The organism is Micromonospora sp. NPDC057141 (assembly GCF_042670805.1).
GTDB lineage: Bacteria > Actinomycetota > Actinomycetes > Mycobacteriales > Micromonosporaceae > Micromonospora.
The window spans coordinates 26,355-47,759 of record NZ_JBHUVA010000022.1 but is presented as its reverse complement, the minus strand read 5'-3'; the positions used below and the strand labels follow the sequence as shown (position 1 = coordinate 47,759).

Here is a 21,405-nt window from a genome sequence, read left to right as displayed (position 1 = left end):
CCCAACAGGTCGGCGCCTAGTTAGTCGGCGCGTCCACTGCGGTGGTTCCCGACAGTTTCTCGGCCACCTGGAGGCGCTTGCACAGACTCGCTGCGATGGCCACGGTCGCCGCGAGCAGCACGGCACTTACGGCGAACGCCGGGCGGTCCTCCGCTGCCGTGCCGGCCGCCCCGTCGGCGAGGAGACGGTAGCTGACGCCGGTGCCGGCGAAACCCAACGCCAGTCCGAATTGGATCACTGTGGCCGCCACCCCGGTGGTGGCCCCGACGTCGTCCACTCTCGTGCGGGCGAGGATGCCGGCCAGCAGCGGTGCCACCAACATGCCCTGGCCGACCCCGGCGATGCCGGCCAGCATCGCCAGCGCGGCGACCTGCGCCGCGTCGGGGAGCACGGTCGCGGTCGCGGCGCCGACCAGGCTCAGCGCGGTGACCCTCGCCCCGGTGACCGCGGTACGCATGCCGTGGCGGCCCGCCCACCTGCCGCCGACCGCGGAGCCGACCGCGAAGCCGGTTCCCAACGGCGCGAACACCAGGCCGGTGGCGGTCGCGCCGAGTCCGAGCCCACGCTGCAGGTGAAAGGTGAGGATGAGGAACCAGCCGGCGTTCGCGGCGTAGAAGAACAGCAGGGCCGCCATGCTGGTGGCGAGTCCGGCCGGCCGGAACAACCACGGCGGGAAGAGCACGTTGCTGCCGCGCCGCGCCCCGCTCCGCTGTTGCCGCACCAGCAGCGCCCCGACGCCGACCCCGGCGGCCAGCACCAGCCAGACCCATGCCGGCCAGCCGTGGGTCGGGCCGAGCATGAGCGGTGTGAGCAGGCACGGCAGGCACGCCAGGGTGAGCGCGGCACCGGTGAGGTCGAGAGTCTGCGACCCGGAGTCCCGGCTCTCCGGAACGCCCCACCTGCCCAGCAGGAGGATCACCACCCCCGCCGGGACCATGACCAGGAACGCCGTCCGCCAGCCGAGGCCCGTGGGATCCAGACCGATGAGCAGGCCACCGCCGCTGAGTCCGGCCACCACCCCGACGCCCATGGCCACCCCGTACGCGCTGACGGCCCTGGCCTGGGCCGCCGGTGTGGGTACCATGACCCGCAGCAGGGACAGCACCTGCGGGATCATCACCGCCGCGCTGAGTCCCTGACCGAGACGGGACACGATCAGCAGGTAGGGACCCGTCGACAGGGCACAGGCCAGGGCGCTCGCGGTGAAGGCCCCGACCGCGACGAGGAACATGCGCCGCCGGCCGTAGCGGTCGCCGGCGCGCCCACCGACGACCAGCCCCGCCGCGCAGGCGAAGACGAAGACCGCCGCCGCCAGTTGCACCTCGCCGAAGTCGGCTGCCAGGTCCTGCTGGATCCGCGGGAGCGCGACAACCACCACGAAGCTCTCGAACTGCCCCAGGAAGGTGGCGAGCAGCAGCGCCAGGACACCCGCACGGGTGCGGCGGTCGAGGCGTGATGCCGTTGACAGGGCCGTCATGTCCCGTCCCTCCCGGAGGGCTGTCGGTCCGGCGGCGGCAGGAAGCCCACCCCGGTCAGCTGGTCCACGCACCGCAGCAGGTAGCTGCCGTCGACCGACGCCGCCGGAATCGCCGTGCCGGCGAGCGCCGCATCGGTCGCCGCGCGGGTGAACCGGATCGGCGCGGCGGGCGCGGTGTGGCTCAGCGGGTGCTCGCTCAACACCGCGAGGGAGTAGTCACCGGTCAGGGCGGCGCGGTCGGCGGCGGCTCGCAGTTCGCGCCGCCACCGGTCCGCAGGCACCTTCCGCAGCGCGTGTCCGTACGCGACGAGGGCGTCGATCACGTCTTCGGTGCTGGTCACCGCGGGGCTGGTCAGGTGGTAGGTGGCCCCTGCGGAGGCGGGCCGCCGGGCAAGGAGGCGGATCGCGGCGGTGACGTGGTCGACGGGCACGAGGTCGACGCCGGCCGGTCCGCCGGTGGCGGGGTCCGGGTAGGAACCGAGCCGGACGACGGCGCGGATCAGGCTCCACCAGGCGTCGCGGGTCGAGGTGACGCCGCTGGTCGAGTGCCCGCCGACCCGGCTCGGCCGGTAGACCGTCACGGCCAGGCCCCGGCCCGCAGCGGCCCGCACCAGCCGCTCGCCGACCCACTTGCTGGCCACGTACCCGTTCCCCGATGCCTGCGCCGGCCCGGCGAGGCAGGACTCGTCGGCGACCGCGGTCGCCGCGTCGGCGCCGACCGCCACGTCGCAGGTGGAGACGTAGTGCAGCGGAACCGACCGGCCGGCCGCGAGGCGGACGATCTCCACCGTGCCGGCGACGTTGGCCGCCCGCAGCCGGTGGTAGCTGTCGAGGTGGTTGACCTGGGCGCCGTTGTGCACGACGGTGGTGAGCCGGGCGCCCAGTTCGGCCCGGCGCCGATCGGTCAGGCCCAGCCCCGACAGGGCCAGGTCGCCGGCCACCGCCTCGATCCGACCGTCGTCGGACGTGGTCGCCGGGATCCGGTTGTCGCGCAGAGCCTGGTGGATCCGCTCCCTGGCCCGGGCGTGGTCGGGGGCGCGGACGAGGCAGACGACGCGCGCGTCGGTGTGGGCGAGCAACTCGTGCAGCAGGTGGCTGCCGACGAAGCCGGTGGCCCCGGTCAACAGGATCGTCTCCGCTTCACGGACCTGTACGGCGGGGCGCGGGGCGACGGTGACGGCCGGGTCGAGGCAGGCGTCGCGTTCGAGGTCCGTAGCGGTCGCCCCGTGGTCCCGGGTGCCGTGGTCGTCGTCGAGCGCACGGGCCAGGGCGGCGAGGGTGGGGCTCCGGAAGACCGCGCGGACGGAGAGCTCCCGCCCGTAGCGGTACCGGATCTGCCGGATGAGTCGGGCCGCGGTGAGGGAATGGCCGCCGAGGGCGAAGAAGTCGTCATCGGGGCCGACCCGTGGCTGGTCGAGCAGTTCGCCGACCAGGGCGCACAACCGGTGCTCCCACCGCCCGCGCGGTTCCCGTCCGGCCGCGTCGGCCGACGGCGGCGGCGGGGGCAGCAACCGCCGGTCCAGTTTGCCGTTCGGGTTGCGGGGCAGCGCCGGTAGGACGACGTACGCCGCCGGGACCATGTAGGCGGGGAGGACACCGCCGAGATGCACCCGCAACTCGGCGGGCGTGGGCGGGGTCCCCGCTGCCGGTACGACGTACCCGACGAGCCGGTCGCCGAGCCGGTGGTCCGCCCGCACCGCCGCGGCGGCCTGCGCCACGGCCGGGTGGCGGCGCAACGCGTCCTCGATCTCGCCCAACTCGATGCGCAGCCCGCGGACCTTCACCTGGTCGTCGCTGCGGCCGAGGAACTCGACGGCGCCGTCGGGACGCCGACGCGCCAGGTCGCCGGTGCGGTAGAGGCGGATGCCGGGAAGCCCGGCGGTCCCCGGGACGAACCGTTCGGCGGTGAGCTCGGGACGCCGGTGGTAGCCACGGGCCACGGGCACGCCACCCAGGAACAGCTCACCGACGGCACCCGGGGGCAGCAGGTTGCCGTGCTCGTCGAGGATGTGGGCACTGCCATTGGTGACCGGTCGCCCGATGATCGGCGTGGGGCTGTCGGCCAGGCGGCACCAGAGGGCGTCCACGGTGCACTCGGTCGGCCCGTACAGGTTGTACGACCGGACCCCGGCGGTGCCGCGCAGCGTCGTCCAGAGCTGCGCTGACGTGGCCTCCCCGCCGAGAGCCATCACGGCGGGACGGTGCCGGCCGGTGGACAGCAGGCCCGCGCGGAGCAGTTCCTCGGCGTAGGTGGGTGTGACGTCCAGGAAGTCGAGGCGGTGCTGGTCGACATAGCGTACGACCTGATCGGGGTCGTAGCGCGCGTCGTCGCCGAGCAGGTGCAGCTCGTGTCCCGCGATCAGCCAGAACAGCCCCTCCCACGAGGTGTCGAACGACAGCGCGGCGGTCAGCGCGGCGCGCATCCGGCGTCCGCCCTGCGCGGCGGTCTCCGGGTCGATGAGGTGCGCCCGATGGTGCCGGTACAGGTTGGTCATGCCGCGATGTTCGAGGACCACTCCCTTCGGGGCGCCGGTCGAGCCGGAGGTGTAGATCAGGCAGAGCGGGTCGGTCGGGGTGAGCGGGCGCGGCCGCTCGTCGTCGGTGAGGTCGCCGCCGGATTCCGCGGCGAGCGTGGCGACGGTCCGCGTCGAGTCGACCAGGACGCAGTCGCCGGCGTCGAGACCGGCCTGGGCGAGCCGGTCACGGTCGGTGACCGTGACCGCCGGGCCCGCGTCGGACAACAGGTAGCCGATCCGGGCGGCGGGCAGGTCGGGGTCCACCGGCACGTAGGCCGCCCCGGACTTCAGCGTGGCCAGCAACGCCACCAGCAGCGCGTCGGTGCGCGGCAGCAGCAACGCGACGAACGATCCGGGGCCGGCGCCCCGTCGCACCAGCAGCCGCGCCAGCCGGTTGGCGCGAACGTTCAGGTCGGCGAACGACAGCCGGGCCAGCGCACCGTCCCCGGTGGTCGCGACGAGGGCCACCGCCGACGGGGTGCGGGCGGCCTGCTCCTCGAACAACGCCGGCACCGTCTCCTCCGGTGCCCGGTGCGCGGCGGCGCCACCGAACCGGAGCAGGGCCTCGCGCTCCCCGGTCAGCAGGAGGTCCACGTCGCGGGCGGCGGCCCCGTCCGCGTCGAGCCAACGGTCCAGGAACTTGAGGAAGCGCCGCAGGTGCAGCTCGACCTCGTCGGGGGCGTAGCGACGCGGGTTGGCGTCGAGCGTGACCCGGATGCCGGTGCCGTCCGCGCGGTCGAACAGGCCGATCATGAGGTCGTCGACCGGCCCGGCGGCCAGGTTGTGCACCGAGGCGCGGTGACCGGCGAACCGCAGACCGTAGTCGAACGGCATGATGTTGACCGCGGGGCCGAACAGCCGCTGGTCGGCGCCGACCAGGCGCAGGTCGCGGCGCAACTGTTCATAGCGGTAGCGGTGGTGCGGCCGACCGGCCCGGATGGCGCCGGCCACCCGGCGCGCGACCGTCGAGATGCCGTCGTCGCCGTCGACGCGGACGCGCAGGGGCACCACGTTGAGGGTCATGCAGGGAATGCGCAGGGCCACCGAGCCCACCCGGAGCATGACCGGCAGCGCCAGGACGATGTCCGTAGCACCGGTCATCCGGCTCAGGTAGGTGGCGAACGCTCCGGTGAACACGTCGGTCCAGGCGACTTTCGCCCCGGCGGCGGCCCGTTTCAACGCTTCGATGGTCCGCGCCGGCACCCCGGCGGTCCGCCGGACACCGTGCCGGGCGCCCCGGTCGGCGGCCACCGGTGGCGGCCGGCCGGCAGCCAGCGTGGCCGGCTCGCCGAGCGCCGCGCAGTACGTGGTCCAGTACGCCCGGTCGTCGGCGTAGGCGGTGCTCGCCGTGTAGCGGGTCTCCTCGCCGTCCAGCAGGGCCGGGTCGGCGAAGGGCGACGGGGGCACCGGGTGGCCGGCCACCAGCGCGGTGTATATCTCGGCCACCCGCCGGGCGACCAGGGCCAGGCCGAACCCGTCCAGCGCGATGTGATGGACCCGGTGGTACCAGAGGTGGCGATCCCCGGCGACGGTCAGGACGGCGTGCCGGAACAGCGGGTCGCGGGTGAGGTCGACCGGGGTGTCCAGGTCGTCGTTCATCCAGGCCAGCGCGGCACCCATCGGATCGGACCCGGCGCGTACGTCGACCACGTCCACCGGGGCGGCCGGGCAGGGGGCGTCGGCCAGCAGGACGTCGTCGCCGTCGACGAAGCGGGCCTGGACGGCTGCGGTGTCCGCCACGGCCCGCCGGATCGCCTCGACCAGCCGGTCGACGTCCACCGCACCGCGGATCTCGACGTACTCGGCGATGTTGAACACCGCGCCGTCCGGCTCGAGTTGGTGCCAGGTCCAGATGCCGCGCTGGGCGGCGCTGATCGGCCGGGGCCCGTCAGGCATCCGTGGCACCGGCTGCCGGAGGCCCGATCAGCGTCCACCAGGCGGTCACCGTGGGCTGCTCGACCAGGTCGACGAAGCTCACCTCGGCGCCGCGAGAGCGCCACCGCTCGACGAGTTCCAGCGCGCGGATCGAGTCGAGCCCCTCCTCGAACAGGTTGGCGTCGTCGGGAACCTCGTCGGCTTCGAGGAACAGCAGCTCGGCCACGTCCGCGCGCAGCTCGGCCAGGGTCAGGGGGGTGGTCATCCGGTGCTCCTCGAACGGTTCAGTTGACCTGTCGGTCCCGGCCGGTCCAGAACCCGTCGCGCAACTCGCGCCGCAGGATCTTCCCGCTGGGGTTGCGCGGCACCTGCTCGACGAAGGTGAAGCGGACGGGGATCTTGAAGGCGGCGATCCGGCCGCGCAGGAAGGCGACCAGGTCACGCGGACCGGCCGTGGCGCCCGGGGCCAACGCGACGAAGCCGTGGACCGCCTCACCGAACCGGTCGTCGGGCACCCCCACCACCGCCGCCTCGGCGACCGCCGGATGCCGCACCAGGGCGTTCTCCACCTCGGTGGGGTAGATCTTCTCGCCGGCGACGATGATCATGTCTTTGATCCGGTCGCAGATGTAGAGGTAGCCGTCCTGGTCGAGGTAGCCGGCGTCGCCGGTGTGGATCCAGCCGTCGACCAGGGTCGCGGCGGTCGCGTCCGGCATGCCCCAGTATTCGAGCATCCGCGCCGGTGTCCGCAGGCAGACCTCCCCGACGGTCCCGGCCGGAAGCTCCCTGCCGTCGCCGTCCACGATCTTCGCGCTGATGCCGGGGTACGGCCGTCCGGCGGCGGTGAGCCTCGGGCTTCCCGGCACGTGGTCGTCCGGTGGCAGGCAGATCGCCGTGTTGCCGGTTTCGGTCAGGCCGTAGATCTGCGCGAAGGAGGCACCGAGCACCTCGATGGCCTCGGTCAGCAGGGACGCCGCGATCGGCGAGCCACCGTAGACGACCTTGCGGAGCGCGGCGAAGTCGGACCTGCCGACGCCCGGCTCGCGGAGGACGAGGCGCAGCATGGCCGGGACCACACACATCGTGGTGACCCCACGGTCGCGGATCAGCTCCACGGCGGTGCGGCTGTCGAACAACGGCATGGAGACGTTCGTGACGCCGGCGGTCAGTCCCTGCGCAGCCCACCAGATCCCGCCGACGTGGAAGCCGGGAATGCCGATCAGGCTGACGTCGTCGGGCCGCCAGTCGATCCAGTCCAGCCCCTCGCGGTCGAGTCCGTCGCGGACGGCGAAGAAGCTGCGCTGCGCCAGCACCACACCCTTGGGCAGGCCGGTGGTGCCGCTGGTGTAGAGCTGGACGATCGGGGAGTCCCCGCCGGTGGTGTCGACCAGGTCGCCGTCGTCGTGGCCGCCCCGCCAGGCCGGGTAGTCCGCCACCGCGACCACCTCGGACAGTTGGGGCAACGCCTCGCGTAACCCCTCGACGGCGGTCCGGTTGTCCTCGGCGACGAGGAGCAGCTCCGCGCCGGAGTCGCGCAGGATGTGCGCGATCTCCGGGGGCGTCAGCCGCCAGTTGATCGGCACCAGGACCGTGCCGGCCCTGGCGCAGCCGACGAAGAGTTCGTAGTACCACTCGGACTCCACGCCGAGATAGGCGACTCGGGAGCCGGTCCGCAGCCCGGCAGCCGTCATGGCGCGGGCTGCCTGGTTGCTGCCCCGGTGCAGGTCCGCGTAGGTGAGCACACGTCCGGCGCAGACGATCGCCGGGTGTTGCGGGATCGCGGTGGCGTGCCGGGCCACGACGCCGCCGACGGTCCTCGTGGCGTTCACGACACCACGACCGCGACGTCGACCTGACCCGAACAGGCGCCGCCGTCGCGGTCCCAGAACCGGAAGGCCGTGTCCAGCGAGATGAGCGGGGGCTGGTCGGGGCGCAGCCGTCGCTGCCGGACCCGGCGCAGCGTGATCGCACCGCTGAACGCGCTGCGGTCGATCGGGCTGCGGAACGTGCTGCTCATCCCGACGATCAGGATGTCGGCGAGTTGCCGCCGCCGGAAGTCGGCCATGGACCATGTCGCGAACACCGGATCGAGGCGATCGCGGACGGCGCGGGCGATGCCGTAGTAGAGCATCTGGTTGTAGCCGATCATGGCTTCGACGGCGTTGAGGTGCCCGGTGTCCTGGATGTAGCAGGACTCGCCGATGGTCAGTTCGGCATGGCCCTCAAGTCCCGCCGCGGTGCGTTGCAGCGCCATGGAGGTCAGGTAGCGGCAGTGCGGCAGGTAGCACCGGAGCACCTCGTCGCGCAACCCGGCATCCCTGTCGAGCAGCGGGGACGCGATGTCGTTCACCGCTGCTCCGGCTCGTCGTAGACGGTCACCCGGTAGGAGACGGCGGGCTCGGGCGTGCTGGTGTGCAGGGCGCGGTGGACCAGGCTCCGGTTGTCCCAGACGAGCAGGTCGCCCTGCTCGAACGTCTGCAGGTGGATCAGGTCGTCCTGGTACGTCCCGTCGAGCTGCCCGGTCGCGTCGAGCAGCCGGCGCAGCAGCTCGGGCTGCTCCGTCCCGTTCGCGTCGACGACGGACTGGGTGAACCCCTCGCTGAGGTACAGGATCGTCTCGCCGGTGTGCGGGTGCGGGTAGGCGGTGGGGAACTCCACCGTGGGTGTGCGCTGCTCGATCTCCTCCAGGATCTCCGAGATCGGCCGGTAGACGTCACCGGGGCGGATCTTGAAGTACCGGCGTACGCTGTGCCGGGCCGTCGTGCCGGCCACCGCCGCCTTGAGGTCCTCGTCGAGCGCGTCGTAGGCGGTGCAGAGGTTGATGAAGTACGTCCCGCGGTTCGTCGTCGGGATCACCTGCGGGTAGATGAACGTGAGGTCGAACGGACGCGGCATGAACTGATAGTCGGAGTGCCAGAACCGTCCCGTCTTCGGCACCCCGACCTGCCTGCCGTTGTCCGGGATGTTCGACGAGACGAAGACCTGCGGCACCTCGGGGTGGTGGTAGATCTCCTCGTAGTACGGCTCGACCGTGCCGAAGCGTTCACCGAGGGCGAGGAACTGGTGCGGGTCGAGCTCCTGACCCTTGAGCACCGCGATCTTCTCGGTGTAGATCGTCTTCTTGAGGTGCCGGATGCCCTCGTCGGACGCCCGCGCGGCGTCGAATCCGGTGACGACGACGCCCAACCTGCCGCTGCGCTGCGGTTCGATCCTCATACCACTGCCTCCGCGATGTGGTCCACCAGCTGGTCGATGCTGTCGATGGAGTAGAGAGCGCTGTCCGGGATCTCGATGTCGAACGTGGTCTCGACCCGGTTGAGCAGGTCGATGACGGTGAGGGAGTCGACGCCCAGGTCCTCGAACCGGCCGCCGCCGCGCACCACGTCGTCGGGAAGGTCGATCTGCACCTGGTGTGCGACGTCGCGCACGACCGCCCGGATCTGGTTCTTGTCCATGGTTGTCCTTACGAGACGAGTCGGTCGAGGTGGGGCCACCGCAGCGCGACCGAGCCCCAGGTCGCGCCGCCGCCGAACGCGGTGATCACGGTCCGGTCGCCCGGCCGCAGCTCTCCGGCGGCGACCGCGTCGGCCAGCGCGAGGGGTATCGACGCGGCAGCGGTGTTGCCGACGTGGGAGATGTTGCTGACCAGGCACGTGGCGTCCACACCGAGTTCCGCGGCGACCTCCCGCAGGATGCGCAGGTTGCCCTGGTGCGGCACCAGCCGGTCGACGTCGGCCGGTCGCCAACCGACCTGGGTCAGCACCGCCCGGCAGGACTGGGACATCCGACGGACCGCGTGACGGTAGACCAGGCGACCACTCATGGCCAGGGTCCGGGCGGAACGGGGGAGGCCTGCGGCGGACGGCAGGCGGGACCCGCCCGCCGCCACCTGGATCGCCTGCTCGAGGCTCCCGTCGCTGCCCAGATCGACGGCGAGCAGCGCACCGGGCTCGGCCTCGTCGCCGGCGCCGACGACGACCGCGCCGGCGCCGTCGCCGAACATCACCGCGGTGTCCCGGTCGTCGGGGTCGACGATCGTGGAGAAGGTGTCCGCGCCGACGACCAGCACGGTCCCGGCCATCCCGGAGCGCACCAGACCCGCGGCGGTGGCCAGACCGTAGACGAAGCCGGTGCAGACGGCGTTCAGGTCGAACGCGGCGACGCCGCCGAGCCCCAGTCGCTGTGCGACCGCAGGAGCGGTGGCGGGGCAGGGGTGGTCGGGGGTGGTGGTCGCCACGATCAGCACGTCCGGGGCGGGTCCGCCGGCGGACTTCAGGGCCTGCTCGGCGGCGCCCACGGCGAGGTCGGAGGTGGCGGTGCCGGCGTCGACCACCCGGCGTTCGCGGATGCCGGTGCGCTCCTCGATCCACCCGACGGAGGTTCCGGTCCGCGCGGCGACCTCGTCGTTGGTCACCGTACGCGCCGGCACCTGACCGCCGACACCGCGCAGCACGGCGGACCGGACCCGCCCCGCAGTGGTGTACCCGCCCTCGACCAGGCCGTTCGTCTGCATGACACCCGAGCCTAGGAACGCCCCGTCCACCGCACATCAACGTCTGTTGCTTCGGCCGTCAACCGTTGCTGAGCCCGCACAACGGGCGTTCGCGTCGCCCCGGAGTCGTTGCGGCGTCGAGCTCGGACGACCCATGCTGCTGTCGAATCGCGCGACCGCGCCGGTGGCGCGCCGTGCCCGCAGGAGGCATCTGGATGAGCGACCGTACGGACAGCGGACCACTGACCTTCGGCCAGCTCTACATCTGGCGCAACGCCGAGCCGTACCCGGCGGAGATGCTGGGGGAGGTCAACCTGACCGCCTCCGTGGCGGTGCCGGCCGGCGTCGGCCTGCCGGCCGTCACGGAGGCGATCGCGGTTCTCGAACGCCGGCACGACGTCCTGCGGACCCGCTACGACGTGCACGAGCGCACCGGACTGCCGTACCAGATCGTGCAGGCCCGGACCGGCGGCGCGCCGGCCGTGGTCGACGGCGACCGCGCGAACATCGGCCGGTTCGTCGCCGAGGCCGGCACCTGGTCGCAGTCGTCGCCGCTCGATCCGACCGCCGGCCCGCCCTGGCGGGTCACCGTGACCGTGGTCGACGGGCGGCCCACCCACGTGGTGCTCGTCGCGCATCACGTCATGCTCGACTGGATCTCCCTTGAGCGGCTGCGGGCGGAGCTCGCCGGGCTCCTGGCGGGACGGCCGCCGGCCGGATCCACCGCGCGCCCCCTCGACATCGCCCGGGACCAGGGCTCGCCCCGCTGGGCGCAGCGGCGCGCGGAGGCGGACCGTTACTGGGACGCACTCCTGCCCACGCTGCCGTGGCGGGAGCCGCCCCCGGAGTGGGCCGGTACCCCGCCGGAGCGCTCGCGGTGGCATCAGCCGGTGCTCCGGTCCGCCGCGTTCGCCGGCGCGCTCCGGCGGCTCACCCGCCGGCTCGACGTCGGCGGTGCCTCGGCGATGGAGGCGCTGACCGCCGTCACCCTGTGGCGGCAGTTCGGCTGGCGGCAGCCGGTGCTGAGTGTCATGGCCGCCAACCGCTGGTACAGCAAGGACATGCACCGGGCCCTGTGCTGCACCGCGCAGCCGGTTCCCGCCGTCGTGCCGGTCGACCCGGACGAAACCGTCGGCGACCTCATTCGGCGCGTCCACCGGGCTGGTGTGCGGGCCGGTCGCACCGGGGCGTACGACCTCGACCGGACCCACATCCTGCGGGGCCGGCGCTTCCGCCGCTCGGACGTGCTGTTCCACCGGCAGTTCATCGCCAACTACGTCGCCTCACCGCAGGTCGGCTCGGCAGCGCCCCCGGAGCCCGTACTCAGCTGGCTGCCCGGCCGGGAGGCGGGGCCCAACGGGCTGCTCGTCCACGACGAGGGTACGACGGCGTCGCTGTGGCTCCGGCTGGACGAGCGGCTGCTGCCCCGCAGCCGCGCGGTGCGCCTGCTGCACGCGTTCGATGCCGTGGCCGGCGGCCTGGACGTCGACGACAGGATTGGCGACGTCGCCCAGCACGACGCCTGGTCGGGGGTCTGAGCCGGGCACCCTGCGGTCGGCGGGGCCTGTGGTGACGACGACATCGGCTTCCCTCTCGACGTAACTGGAAATGATTGCCATTATGGGCCGGCGATGGAAGAATGAAAACCATTGTCGTTTGGATGGCAACTCCAGGGAGGAACGATCACCGTGTCCCGACGTTGTGACGTCACCGGCGCGAAACCGAGCTTCGGCAACGCCGTGTCCCACTCCCACCGGCGTACCCGCCGCCGGTGGAACCCGAACCTGCAGAACCACCGCTACTGGCTGCCAGCGGAGCGCCGGTGGGTCCGGCTGACGCTGACCGCGAAGGCGCTCAAGACGGTGGACCGCAGGGGCATCGAGTCAGTCGTCGCGGAGCTGCGCGCGCGAGGGGTGAAGCTCTGATGGCCAGGCAGACCGACGTGCGTCCGATCGTGCGGCTGCGCAGCACCGCCGGCACCGGCTACACGTACGTGACCCGCAAGAACCGCCGCAACGACCCGGACCGCCTCGTGCTGCGCAAGTACGACCCGGTGGTGCGCCGCCACGTCGAGTTCCGCGAGGCACGCTGATGGCCCGCAGGAGCCTGGTCAACCGGCAGGCCCGCCGCGAGGAACTGGTGGCCTGGCACGCCGAGGCGCGGGCCGAGCTGAAGCGGCTGATCGCCCACCCGGACACGGACCCGGACGTACGCGCCGGGGCGGTCCGCCGGCTCGGCCGGCTGCCCCGGGATTCGAGCCCGGTGCGGCTGCGGTCGCGGGACCAGATCGACGGCCGCCCGCGTGGCGTGCTGACCCGCTTCGGGCTGTCCCGGGTGCGGTTCCGGGAGTTGGCCCTGCGGGGCGAACTGCCCGGGGTACGCAAGGCGTCCTGGTGACGGCCGCGCGCAGGCGGGTGTGGTGTGGAAGGGGAGGTATGAACGCGACAGCGAGGGAGCGCACTCTCGCGGCCCTGACCTGCGCAGCGGTCGTGGCCGCCGGCGTGGTGCTGGTCCCCGCCACCGCGTCGGCGGCCGAGAGGCCGGTGCTGTCCAAGGGGCACACCGACGCCGTCGACGTGCGCTACACCGACGGGAAGCTGTCCCTCAAGGTGCATGACGACACCGTCAGCCCGTCCGTGATCCGCGATCCGGCGGACGTCACGTTCCAGGTGCTGCCGCAGGCGGAGACGCCGGTGCCGGACGACCCGCGGTTCGCGTTCCTGGGAACGGCCGGTTCACGCATCTGGCTGCTGCCCATGACCCAGGACCCGGACCTGCTCTGGCCGGGCTGGAACACCACCACGCTCGACGAGGGGGTGTTCACCGGCGACAAGGTGCGGCTGAGCCTGCTCGACGTGCAGGGCCCGGGAAACGTCACGCTGTTCACCCAGGACGCATTCGGCGGTCCGATCATCAAGTTCCGTGGCGACGACGGGCTGCCGGACGCGATCGACGTCCCGGTGCACACCCACGCGCACGCCAACTGGGCGTTCAGCGCGCTGGGTGGCTACACCCTGACGTTCCAGGCCGACGCGACGCGGACCGACGGCACCACGGTCAGCACCGGACCGGTCGACTACTCCTTCGTCGTCGGCGAGCTGTCCGGAGGCGACCCGGAGATCGGCCTGTCGATCGGCGGGATGGCCGACGAGTACCAGCCCAACGACACGGTGACACTTGCCGCAGCGCAGACGCCACAGACCGAACTGGACCACTACCACTGGTTCAGCAGGTGTCCGGGCGCGGCGGACTGGAGCATCGTCGCCGGGGAGGCGGCTGCAAGCTACTCCTTCACCGCCACCCGGGAGCTGAACGCCTGCGAGTACGTCGTCAAGCTCTACGACGACGACCACACCGTGGTCGCGACCAGCGAACCGGCGACCCTCTGGGTGGCGTTCCCGCCGCAGGAGCCGGGCCCCTCGCAGACCGTCACCGCGTCGATCGACGAGACGCAGGGCTCCCTGGTGCTCAGCGTCGACCCGGACGACCGGGCCGTCGTGCTGCCGCCCGCCCAGTTGGGTGCCGGCGGTGACCGCTGGGAGAGCAGCGGCGAGCTGCGGCCGGTCACGGTGACCGACACCCGCGCCGGTCAGCCGGGGTGGAGCGCCTCCGGGCAGATCCCGGCGGACTTCGCCGGGCCGGCGGGCGCGAGCTTCAGCGCCGGCTACCTCGGCTGGACCCCGCGGGTCCTCGCCCAGGCCGCCGGCCAGGACGTGGTCGCCGGCCCCGAGGTGGCGCCGTACGTCGTCGGCGTCGGCGGCGGGCTCGGTAACAGCGCGGTGCTGGGCTCGGCACCGGGCGGCGCCGGGCGGGGCACCGCGCAACTGGGCGCGGGCCTGCGGCTGAGCCTGCCCACCGAGACAGCCGCCGGGGCGTACACCGCGACCCTGACCCTCACCGCGATCTGATCACCCGGACCCGTCCGGCGGTCTCGCGCCGAGCCGACCACCGGACGGTCGCGGGGTGGGCGGGACCGATGCCGCGGCCCGCCCACCCCGCCCCATCCCCCTCGTGTCCAGGAACGGAAACCAGCCTCGCCATGCGCCTGCCCGCCGTCGTCGTCGCACTGCTCGGCATCGCCCTGGCCCCCGCCCCGCCGTCACCCCCCGCCCCGCCGCCACTCCCTGCACCGTCGGCGCCGTCCGCCGCGACGTGGGGGGTGGCGCCGGCGAGCGTGCGGGCACCGAACGGCCGCGCCGCGTTCACCTACAAGCTCGACCCCGGCGCCACGCTCACCGACCACGTCGCGGTCACCAACCACTCGGCCCGCCCGCTCACCCTGAACCTCTACGCCAGTGACGCCTTCACCACCGCGCAGGGCGGCTTCGACCTGCTGGCCGGTGCTCGACAGCCCACGGACGTCGGCTCCTGGGTCCGCCTGACCCGCCGGACCCTGACCATCCCGTCGACGTCCCGGCTGATCGTCCCGTTCACGCTCACCGTGCCGGGCAACGCCACACCGGGGGACCACGCCGGCGGGATCGTCGCCTCGCTCGCGACGACGACGGCGGACGCGCAGGGCAACCAGGTCGCCGTCGACCACCGGGTCGGTGTGCGCGTCTACCTGCGCGTCACCGGGGAACTGCAACCGGCGTTGACCGTCGAGAACCTTCGGGTGCGGCACACCGGCTCGGTCAACCCCCTTGCCGGTGGCCGGCTCACCGCGACCTTCACGGTCCGCAACACCGGCAACGTACGGCTCACCGCGCGGCCCACGCTCGGCGCGGCCGGACCGTTCGGCCTCGGCCGGCGCTCGGCGGACGCGGCGGCCCTGCCGGAGATCCTGCCCGGCGGTGAACTGACCGCCTCCGTACGCGTGACCGGTGTGCCACCGCTGTTCCGGCTGACCACGATCGCCGGCGTCACGCCCGCCGCCGTGGGCGAGCAGGTCCTCGACCCGCCGCCGCAGGGCGACACGGCACAGGTCGTCGTCTGGGCGGTGCCCTGGCCGCAGCTGGCCCTGCTCGCCCTGCTGGCCCTCGCCGGCTGGGCGCTGGTCGGGGCCCGTCGACGGCGGGCCCGTCAGCTCGCGCGGGCCGTGGCCGCCGCCCGGGAGGAGGGGCGCGCACAGGCCGGCGGCGGGACAGCCCCCGACCGCCCGGCGCCGCCGGCCGGTCGTGCCGGGCAAGGCCCCGACGACCCACGACCGAACGTCGACCGCACGGGGAAGGACGAGGAGTGACACGGCTGCGCCCCACCGAAGGAACCGCACCCGCCCCTCCGGCACACCGGAGGGTGCCCGCCGCCATCAGCCGCGCCGGCTCGATGCGGCACGACGAACCATCATCACGCCGATCGGGGAGCAGGCAATGACGACGAGAGGTGTGCGTGCCGTGGCCGCCGGCCTTGCCTCGGCCGTACTGGTGCTGGCCGTAGGGGCGACGGCGGCGGCTGCGGAGCCGGTCGTGCTCGCGGCGGCCGGCGCGGACCTGGTCTCCGTCGCGCTCGACGGCGAGTCGATGTCGCTGCGAATTCGCGACGCCGCGCAGGCGGCCCGGGACGAGCCCGGGCATGATCCGGCCGAGGTGGTGCTCGGCCCGGACGGCGGCCTTTCCGGCCGGGTGCCGGCCGGAAAGGCCCTCGCCTTCCTCGGGGCGCCGGGACACCCCGTGTGGTCACTGGCCGCCGGTGACACCGGATTCCCGGCCCTGGACACCACCGGGCTGAGCCCCGGCGTCGTCGTCGACGAGGCGGTGACCCTCACCCTGCGCTCGGTCGAGGGGCCGGGAACGTTCACCGCCTACGCCCTGTCCGGCCTGGGCGCGGCGAGCCCGCTGCTCGGCAGCGGGCCGGGCGGGAAACGGTCGGTGCGGCTGCCGGTGGGGACCCGTACCGGCGGCGTGGTGTGGGCGTTCGACGCGGGCGGCGAGTACCGGCTGACCCTGACCGGCTCGGCCGCCCTGCGCTCCGGCCGGGAGGTCAGTGCCGACGCGACGTACCGGGTGCGCGTGCCCGTCATCGACCCGGTCGGGCAGCCGCCACCGGTGGCGCCCGAACCGGCGGCGCGGCGTGACGGGCCGCCGGTCGCCGCGCCCGCGCCCGTGACAGCGCCGAAGCCGGCTGCCGCGCCGGGGCCCACCGCAGCTTCACCGTCCGCGGTGAAGGCGGCGGCCACCTCCACGGCTGCCCGCCAGGTGATCGCCGACGGACACGTGGACATGGGTCCGCAGTTGTCCGGGGACAGCTGGACGATCCGGATCAAGGACGACCGGAGCAGTCCTCCGGTCTGGCGGGAGACCGCCGACGTGGTCCTTCAGATCAAGGACAAGGCGAAGACGACGGTGCCCGCGGGCACCGGATTCCTCGGCGACCCGGGCGACACGGTGTGGTTGCTGCCGCAGACCCAGCAGGCGGGACTTGTGTGGCCCGGCTGGAACACCCAGCACCCGTCCGTCGTGTCGGGTGTCAGGGGCGACGTCACGTGGACGCTACGTGGGGTCGACGGACCCGGCCGGTTCGCCCTGTTCCTGACCGGCGCGTTCGGCAACGCCGACGTGCTGTTCGACTCCAGCAGGCCGTTCCCGCAGAAGACCGGTGTGGCACTGAACAGCCACGCGCACGGCAACTGGGCGTTCAGCAAGCCGGGCCTGTACCGCCTCGCCGTGCAGATGAGCGGTACCACCAGCGCCGGCAGGGCGGTCACCGACACGAAGACGCTCACCATCGCCGTCGGTGACAACACCGACCCGACCGACGGCTTCGGCCCCGGTGGCGGTGCTGACGACGGGGGTGACGGCGACGGCGGCGTCCTGCCTCGCACCGGCGCCGGCTGGGTGCTGACGGCCGGAGCGGCCGGCGTGATCCTGGTCGCGGTGGGGACCCTGCTGGCGCTGGTGGCCCGCCGCCGCCGGCCGAGCCCACGGCTGTGGCTGCTGCTGCCGCTGCTGCTGATCGCGTCGCTGACCTACGGCTGCCGGTCCGGGGCGACGTTGCGCGCGCACGACGAGCGGGTCCAGGTCGTCACCACCACCGGGATCCTCCGCGACCTGGTGGGCAACGTCGGTGGTGACCGGGTGCTGGTCACCTCGTTGGTGCCCGACGGCGCCGATCCGCACAGCTACGAGCCGTCGCTGCGCGACGTGCGCGACGTCGTCTACGCGGATGTCGCGTTCAGCAACTACCTGCTCCTGGAAGAGCAGGCCGTCATCAAGGCGCTGGACGCGAACCTGCGCGACGGCGTGCCGAACGTCTCGCTGGCCGAGGGGGCGGTGAAGTACGCCGCCGAGATCATCCCGCTGGTCGAGGACGTGTCACTGGACACCATCTGGCTGGGCATGCGGGTCCGCGGCACCGGCGCGGCGCTGGGCGCGAACCGCGCCTCCGACGTGCTGCTCAGCGCGACGGCCGCGGACGGGCCGGGGCGGCTGCTCGCGTACCTGACCGGGTCGTTCGGCAACCCGTCGTTCTCCGTCGACTCGGCCGACGGGTTCGAAGCCGCCAACGGGTACCGGGACGACACCGCCAGGCTGCCACCCGACGCGCACACCCACATGAGCTGGGCGTTCACCAGGCCGGGCGTCTACCGGCTGACCATGCGCGCACGGTTGGCGGTCACCCCCGACACGGCTCCCGTGCCACTGGGCGAGCAGGTGTTCACCTTCGCGGTCGGGGTGGATCCCCATTCGGTGCCGGGGATGACCGGAGCGACGGTACTGCACTCCGGACACGCCGACGTCACCGCGGACCTCGACGAGCGGCGCCTCTACCTGTTCGCCGACCCGAAGGGCGGCGGCGAGGCCAACCAGCGGGTGCACGACCCGGCCAGCACCGTCATCGAGGTACCGAACAAGGCGCTGCGCGAAGTACCCGGCGACCGCAGGTTCCGGTTCCTGGGCCGGCCCGGCACCCAGGTCCATCAGCTGCCGCAGGCCGTCCTCGGCAAGCACGTACACGGCGAGATCGACCCGCACCTGTGGCAGAACGTGCGCAACGCGATCTCCTACGTGGAGCTGATCAGGGACACCCTGATCGGGGTCGACCCCGCGGGTGCGACCACCTACCGGGCGAACGCGGCGGCCTACATCCGGGAACTGGAGAAGCTCGACAGCCACGTCCGGGACACCATCGCGCGGATCCCACCGTCGCGACGCCACCTCGTCAGCACCCACGACGCGTTCGGCTATCTGGCGCAGGCGTACGGGATGAACGTCTCCGGCTTCGTCACCCCGAACCCGGCGACCGAGCCGAGCCTGGCCGACCGCCGCCGGCTCACCGAGACGATCCGCAACCTGAAGATCCCCGCCGTGTTCCTGGAGCCGAACCTGGCGGCCCGGTCCACCACCCTGACCGAGGTGGCCCGGGAGGAGGGACTGCGGGTGTGTCCGATCTACGGCGACACCTTCGACCGGGACGTCACCACCTACGCGGAGATGATGCGGTTCAACGCCGAATCGTTGCGCAACTGCCTGACCACGGACAAGTGATGGAGGAACCAGTGACGGCAGAACGGACGCGAGGGCGGCGTCACCGGGCCACCGCAGTCCTGCGGATCGTGCTGGGCGCGGTGGTCGTGTTGGCCACGGCGCAGAGCCCGGCGCGGGCCGAGGAGCCGGTGCCGGGTCTCGGCCAGTCGATCGCCGCCGACCAGCCGGTCACCACCGGACGGGCGGAACTCGCCACCGGGCACGTCGACCTCGGTCCCCGCTACGTGGACGACCAGTGGACGCTGCTGATCCACGACGGCACGCAGGCGCGACCGGTGTGGCGCAACCCCGACGAGGCCGTGCTCCGCGTATCCGACGCCGCGCTGCAGAGCGTTCCGGACGATCCGGCGTACGCCTTCCTCGGCGTCGAGGCCGGCAAGCGGGTGTACGTGGTGCCGCAGGTCCAGAACCAGGACGTCGTCTGGCTCGGCTGGAACACCCAGGACCCCCGGGTGATGCAGACCATCGACCGTGGCGTCACCCTGACCCTGCTCGGCGTACGGGGACCGGGAAGCCTGACGACGTACCTGCAGTCGGGCAACTTCACGCCACCGCAGCCGTTGTGGCGATCCGCCGAGTCGAAGCCCCAGCCCTTCTGGGCCGAGGTGAACACCCACACCCATGCCAACTGGGTGTTCACCATGCCCGGCGTCTACCTCGTCGCCGTGCGGGCGTCGGCCGACCTGATCAACGGTGAGACGGTCTCGGCCACCCGCACCCTGCGCTTCGCGGTGGGGGACGGCACCAGCGGCGACCAGGCGTTCGCCGCCACGGCGGACATCCCCGGGGCGACGGGGGCGGCAGCGGTGAGCGGGAACCAGGCCGACGTCGACGCGTCGGCGGGCACCTCGTCGACGATGCTGCGTACGGGGCTGATGGGAACGGCCCTCCTGCTCGCCGTCGGGCTGGTTCTCCTGCTGCTGCGCGGACGCGCCGCGAAGCGGCGGGCCGAGGAGGAACGCGTCGTGTCGGCGTCGGAGGGCCGGCGGTGAGAGCACTGGACATCGACGGGCTGGACGTGGACCTCGGCGGCCGGCCGGTCCTGCGCGACGTGCGGCTGCACCTGGACCGGGGCGAGCTGGTCGGACTGCTCGGGCCCAACGGCGCCGGGAAGACGACGCTGCTACGCGCCATTCTGACCCTGACCCGCACCCGCGGCGGCACCGTGACCGTGGAGGGCAGGCCGTCGCGTCCCGGCCGCGCCGACATCGGCTACGTCCCCCAGCGCCATGAGTTCACCTGGGACTTCCCGATCTCCGTCGAGCAGGCGGTGCTGACCGGGCGTACCGGCCGCCTGGGTCTGCTCCGCCGCCCCGGGGTGGCCGACTGGCGGTCGGTCGGCGACGCGCTCGACCGGGTGCAGCTGACCGGGCTGCGCCGCCGGCCGGTCGGTGAGCTGTCCGGCGGGCAGCGCCAACGTGTCCTGGTGGCGCGGGCGCTCGCGCTCGGCCCGAGCATCCTGCTGCTCGACGAGCCGTTCACCGGCTTGGACATGCCCACCCAGGAGCTGCTGGGAGACCTGTTCCGCGCCCTGGCGCAGGAGGGCCGGGCGGTGCTGATGACCACCCACGACCTGGTCGCCGCAGTGGACTCCTGCACCCGGCTGGTCCTGCTCAACGGCCGGGTCGTCGCCGACGGGCGCCCGGCCGACCTGCAGGACGCCGAGGCGTGGACCACAACCTTCGGGGTGAGCACGACCTCCCCGCTGCTGAAGCTCGTGAAGGCGACCTGATGTCGATCACCGATTTCCTCACCGACCTGTTCAACCCGGATCTGGCCTTCCTGCCCAAGGCGCTGGCCATGGCGTTCATGTCGAGTGTCGTCTGCGGCGTCGTCGGCTGTTACGTGGTGCTGCGGGGGATGGCCTTCATCGGCGACGTCGTGGCACACGCGGTCTTCCCCGGCATCGCGGCCGCCTTCGTGCTGCAGGGCAGCCTGGTTCTCGGCGGAGCGGTCGCCGGCGTGGCCACCGCCCTGCTGATCGCGATCCTCGCGCAGAACCGGCGGGTCAAGGAGGACTCGTTGATCGGGGTCCTCCTGGTCGGCGCGTTCGCCCTCGGCATCGTGATCATCTCCCAGGCGCCCGGCTACGCCGGATCCCTGCAGTCGTTCCTCTTCGGCTCCATCACCGGCATCCCGGACCGGGACCTGTACCTCGTCGGAGGCGCCGGCCTGATCATCCTCGGGCTGGTGCTGGCACTGCACAAGGAGTTCGTCGCGGTCTGCCTGGACCGCGAGATGTCCCGCGCGATGGGACTGCCGGTCTTCTGGCTCGACATCGCGCTCTACGTCCTGGTCGCGCTGGCCGTGGTGATCTCGCTGCAGACCATCGGCAACATCCTCGTCCTGGCCCTGCTGATCACCCCCGCCGCGGCAGCCCGGCTGCTCACCGACCGACTCGCGGTGATGATGCTGCTCTCCCCGGTGATCGGCGGTGCTTCGGCGACCATCGGGCTGTACCTGTCCTGGAGCTACGACACGCCGGTCGGCGGCACCGTCGTGCTGGTCGCCACCGCCGTCTTCCTGGCCGCCTGGCTGTTCGCCCCCCGGCACGGTCTGTTGACCAGGTGGCGCCGCCGTCCGCGGCACCCTATCCAGGCTTAATGAAAACGACTATGCTTT

At 72.8% G+C, this 21,405-nt stretch carries 18 protein-coding genes; 10 read left to right on the top strand and 8 right to left on the bottom strand.

The window, feature by feature from the left end:
* Positions 1-16 precede the first annotated feature (16 nt).
* Genes ACFT41_RS14695 through ACFT41_RS14660 form a run of 8 tightly spaced genes read right to left on the bottom strand, consistent with a single transcriptional unit; the run spans position 17 to position 10,381 of the window.
* On the bottom strand, positions 17-1,477 hold the full coding sequence (locus tag ACFT41_RS14695) for an MFS transporter (RefSeq protein WP_377586691.1): 1,461 nt from the start codon (positions 1,475-1,477) through the stop codon (positions 17-19).
* Positions 1,474-5,889: an amino acid adenylation domain-containing protein gene (locus ACFT41_RS14690; RefSeq protein WP_377586690.1), complete on the bottom strand. Its 4,416-nt coding sequence runs from the start codon at positions 5,887-5,889 to the stop codon at positions 1,474-1,476. The genes ACFT41_RS14695 and ACFT41_RS14690 overlap by 4 nt, the downstream gene beginning before the upstream one ends.
* On the bottom strand, positions 5,882-6,133 hold the full coding sequence (locus tag ACFT41_RS14685; RefSeq protein WP_377586689.1) for a phosphopantetheine-binding protein: 252 nt from the start codon (positions 6,131-6,133) through the stop codon (positions 5,882-5,884). The genes ACFT41_RS14690 and ACFT41_RS14685 overlap by 8 nt, the downstream gene beginning before the upstream one ends.
* 19 nt (positions 6,134-6,152) lie before the next feature.
* Positions 6,153-7,697 carry a long-chain-fatty-acid--CoA ligase gene (locus tag ACFT41_RS14680; protein WP_377586688.1) on the bottom strand — a complete coding sequence of 515 codons (1,545 nt, stop codon included), beginning with the start codon at positions 7,695-7,697 and terminating at the stop codon, positions 6,153-6,155.
* Positions 7,694-8,218 (bottom strand): FcoT family thioesterase, encoded by a 525-nt coding sequence (locus tag ACFT41_RS14675; RefSeq protein ID WP_377586687.1) that lies wholly within the window; start codon positions 8,216-8,218, stop codon positions 7,694-7,696. The genes ACFT41_RS14680 and ACFT41_RS14675 overlap by 4 nt, the downstream gene beginning before the upstream one ends.
* Positions 8,215-9,084 carry a TauD/TfdA dioxygenase family protein gene (locus ACFT41_RS14670; protein WP_377586686.1) on the bottom strand — a complete coding sequence of 290 codons (870 nt, stop codon included), beginning with the start codon at positions 9,082-9,084 and terminating at the stop codon, positions 8,215-8,217. Before ACFT41_RS14670 ends, ACFT41_RS14675 begins: the two co-directional genes overlap by 4 nt.
* Positions 9,081-9,323, bottom strand: a complete 243-nt coding sequence (locus ACFT41_RS14665) for an acyl carrier protein (protein ID WP_377586685.1) — start codon at positions 9,321-9,323, stop codon at positions 9,081-9,083. Before ACFT41_RS14665 ends, ACFT41_RS14670 begins: the two co-directional genes overlap by 4 nt.
* An 8-nt stretch (positions 9,324-9,331) precedes the next feature.
* Positions 9,332-10,381 carry a beta-ketoacyl-ACP synthase III gene (locus ACFT41_RS14660; protein ID WP_377586684.1) on the bottom strand — a complete coding sequence of 350 codons (1,050 nt, stop codon included), beginning with the start codon at positions 10,379-10,381 and terminating at the stop codon, positions 9,332-9,334.
* 194 nt (positions 10,382-10,575) lie between these two features.
* Between ACFT41_RS14660 and ACFT41_RS14655 the strand changes: the two genes are divergently transcribed.
* From ACFT41_RS14655 to ACFT41_RS14610, 10 genes are all read left to right on the top strand, one after another.
* Entirely contained in the window at positions 10,576-11,898 is a 1,323-nt protein-coding gene (locus ACFT41_RS14655; protein ID WP_377586683.1) for a condensation domain-containing protein, read from the top strand.
* 150 nt (positions 11,899-12,048) lie between these two features.
* The gene (gene rpmB / locus ACFT41_RS14650; RefSeq protein ID WP_377586682.1) at positions 12,049-12,285 is read left to right on the top strand and encodes a 50S ribosomal protein L28; all 237 of its coding nucleotides are present in this window, start codon (positions 12,049-12,051) and stop codon (positions 12,283-12,285) included.
* The gene (gene rpmG / locus ACFT41_RS14645) at positions 12,285-12,452 is read left to right on the top strand and encodes a 50S ribosomal protein L33 (RefSeq protein WP_013287204.1); all 168 of its coding nucleotides are present in this window, start codon (positions 12,285-12,287) and stop codon (positions 12,450-12,452) included. Before rpmB ends, rpmG begins: the two co-directional genes overlap by 1 nt.
* A complete protein-coding gene (rpsN, locus tag ACFT41_RS14640; RefSeq protein WP_377586681.1) occupies positions 12,452-12,757 on the top strand; it encodes a 30S ribosomal protein S14 in 306 nt (101 codons plus the stop codon). The genes rpmG and rpsN overlap by 1 nt, the downstream gene beginning before the upstream one ends.
* A 38-nt stretch (positions 12,758-12,795) precedes the next feature.
* Entirely contained in the window at positions 12,796-14,268 is a 1,473-nt protein-coding gene (locus ACFT41_RS14635) for a choice-of-anchor M domain-containing protein (protein WP_377586680.1), read from the top strand.
* 131 nt (positions 14,269-14,399) lie between these two features.
* Positions 14,400-15,542 (top strand): WxL protein peptidoglycan domain-containing protein, encoded by a 1,143-nt coding sequence (locus ACFT41_RS14630; RefSeq protein ID WP_377586679.1) that lies wholly within the window; start codon positions 14,400-14,402, stop codon positions 15,540-15,542.
* 127 nt (positions 15,543-15,669) lie between these two features.
* Positions 15,670-18,783 (top strand): anchored repeat ABC transporter, substrate-binding protein, encoded by a 3,114-nt coding sequence (locus tag ACFT41_RS14625; protein ID WP_377613829.1) that lies wholly within the window; start codon positions 15,670-15,672, stop codon positions 18,781-18,783.
* Entirely contained in the window at positions 18,783-19,775 is a 993-nt protein-coding gene (locus ACFT41_RS14620) for a choice-of-anchor M domain-containing protein (protein WP_377589798.1), read from the top strand. Before ACFT41_RS14625 ends, ACFT41_RS14620 begins: the two co-directional genes overlap by 1 nt.
* Before the next feature lie 26 nt (positions 19,776-19,801).
* Complete coding sequence (locus ACFT41_RS14615) at positions 19,802-20,515, top strand: anchored repeat-type ABC transporter ATP-binding subunit (protein ID WP_377589801.1); 714 nt, start codon at positions 19,802-19,804, stop codon at positions 20,513-20,515.
* Positions 20,515-21,387, top strand: coding sequence for an anchored repeat-type ABC transporter permease subunit (locus ACFT41_RS14610; protein ID WP_377589797.1), 873 nt, complete (start codon positions 20,515-20,517; stop codon positions 21,385-21,387). The genes ACFT41_RS14615 and ACFT41_RS14610 overlap by 1 nt, the downstream gene beginning before the upstream one ends.
* The last annotated feature ends 18 nt before the right edge of the window (positions 21,388-21,405 follow it).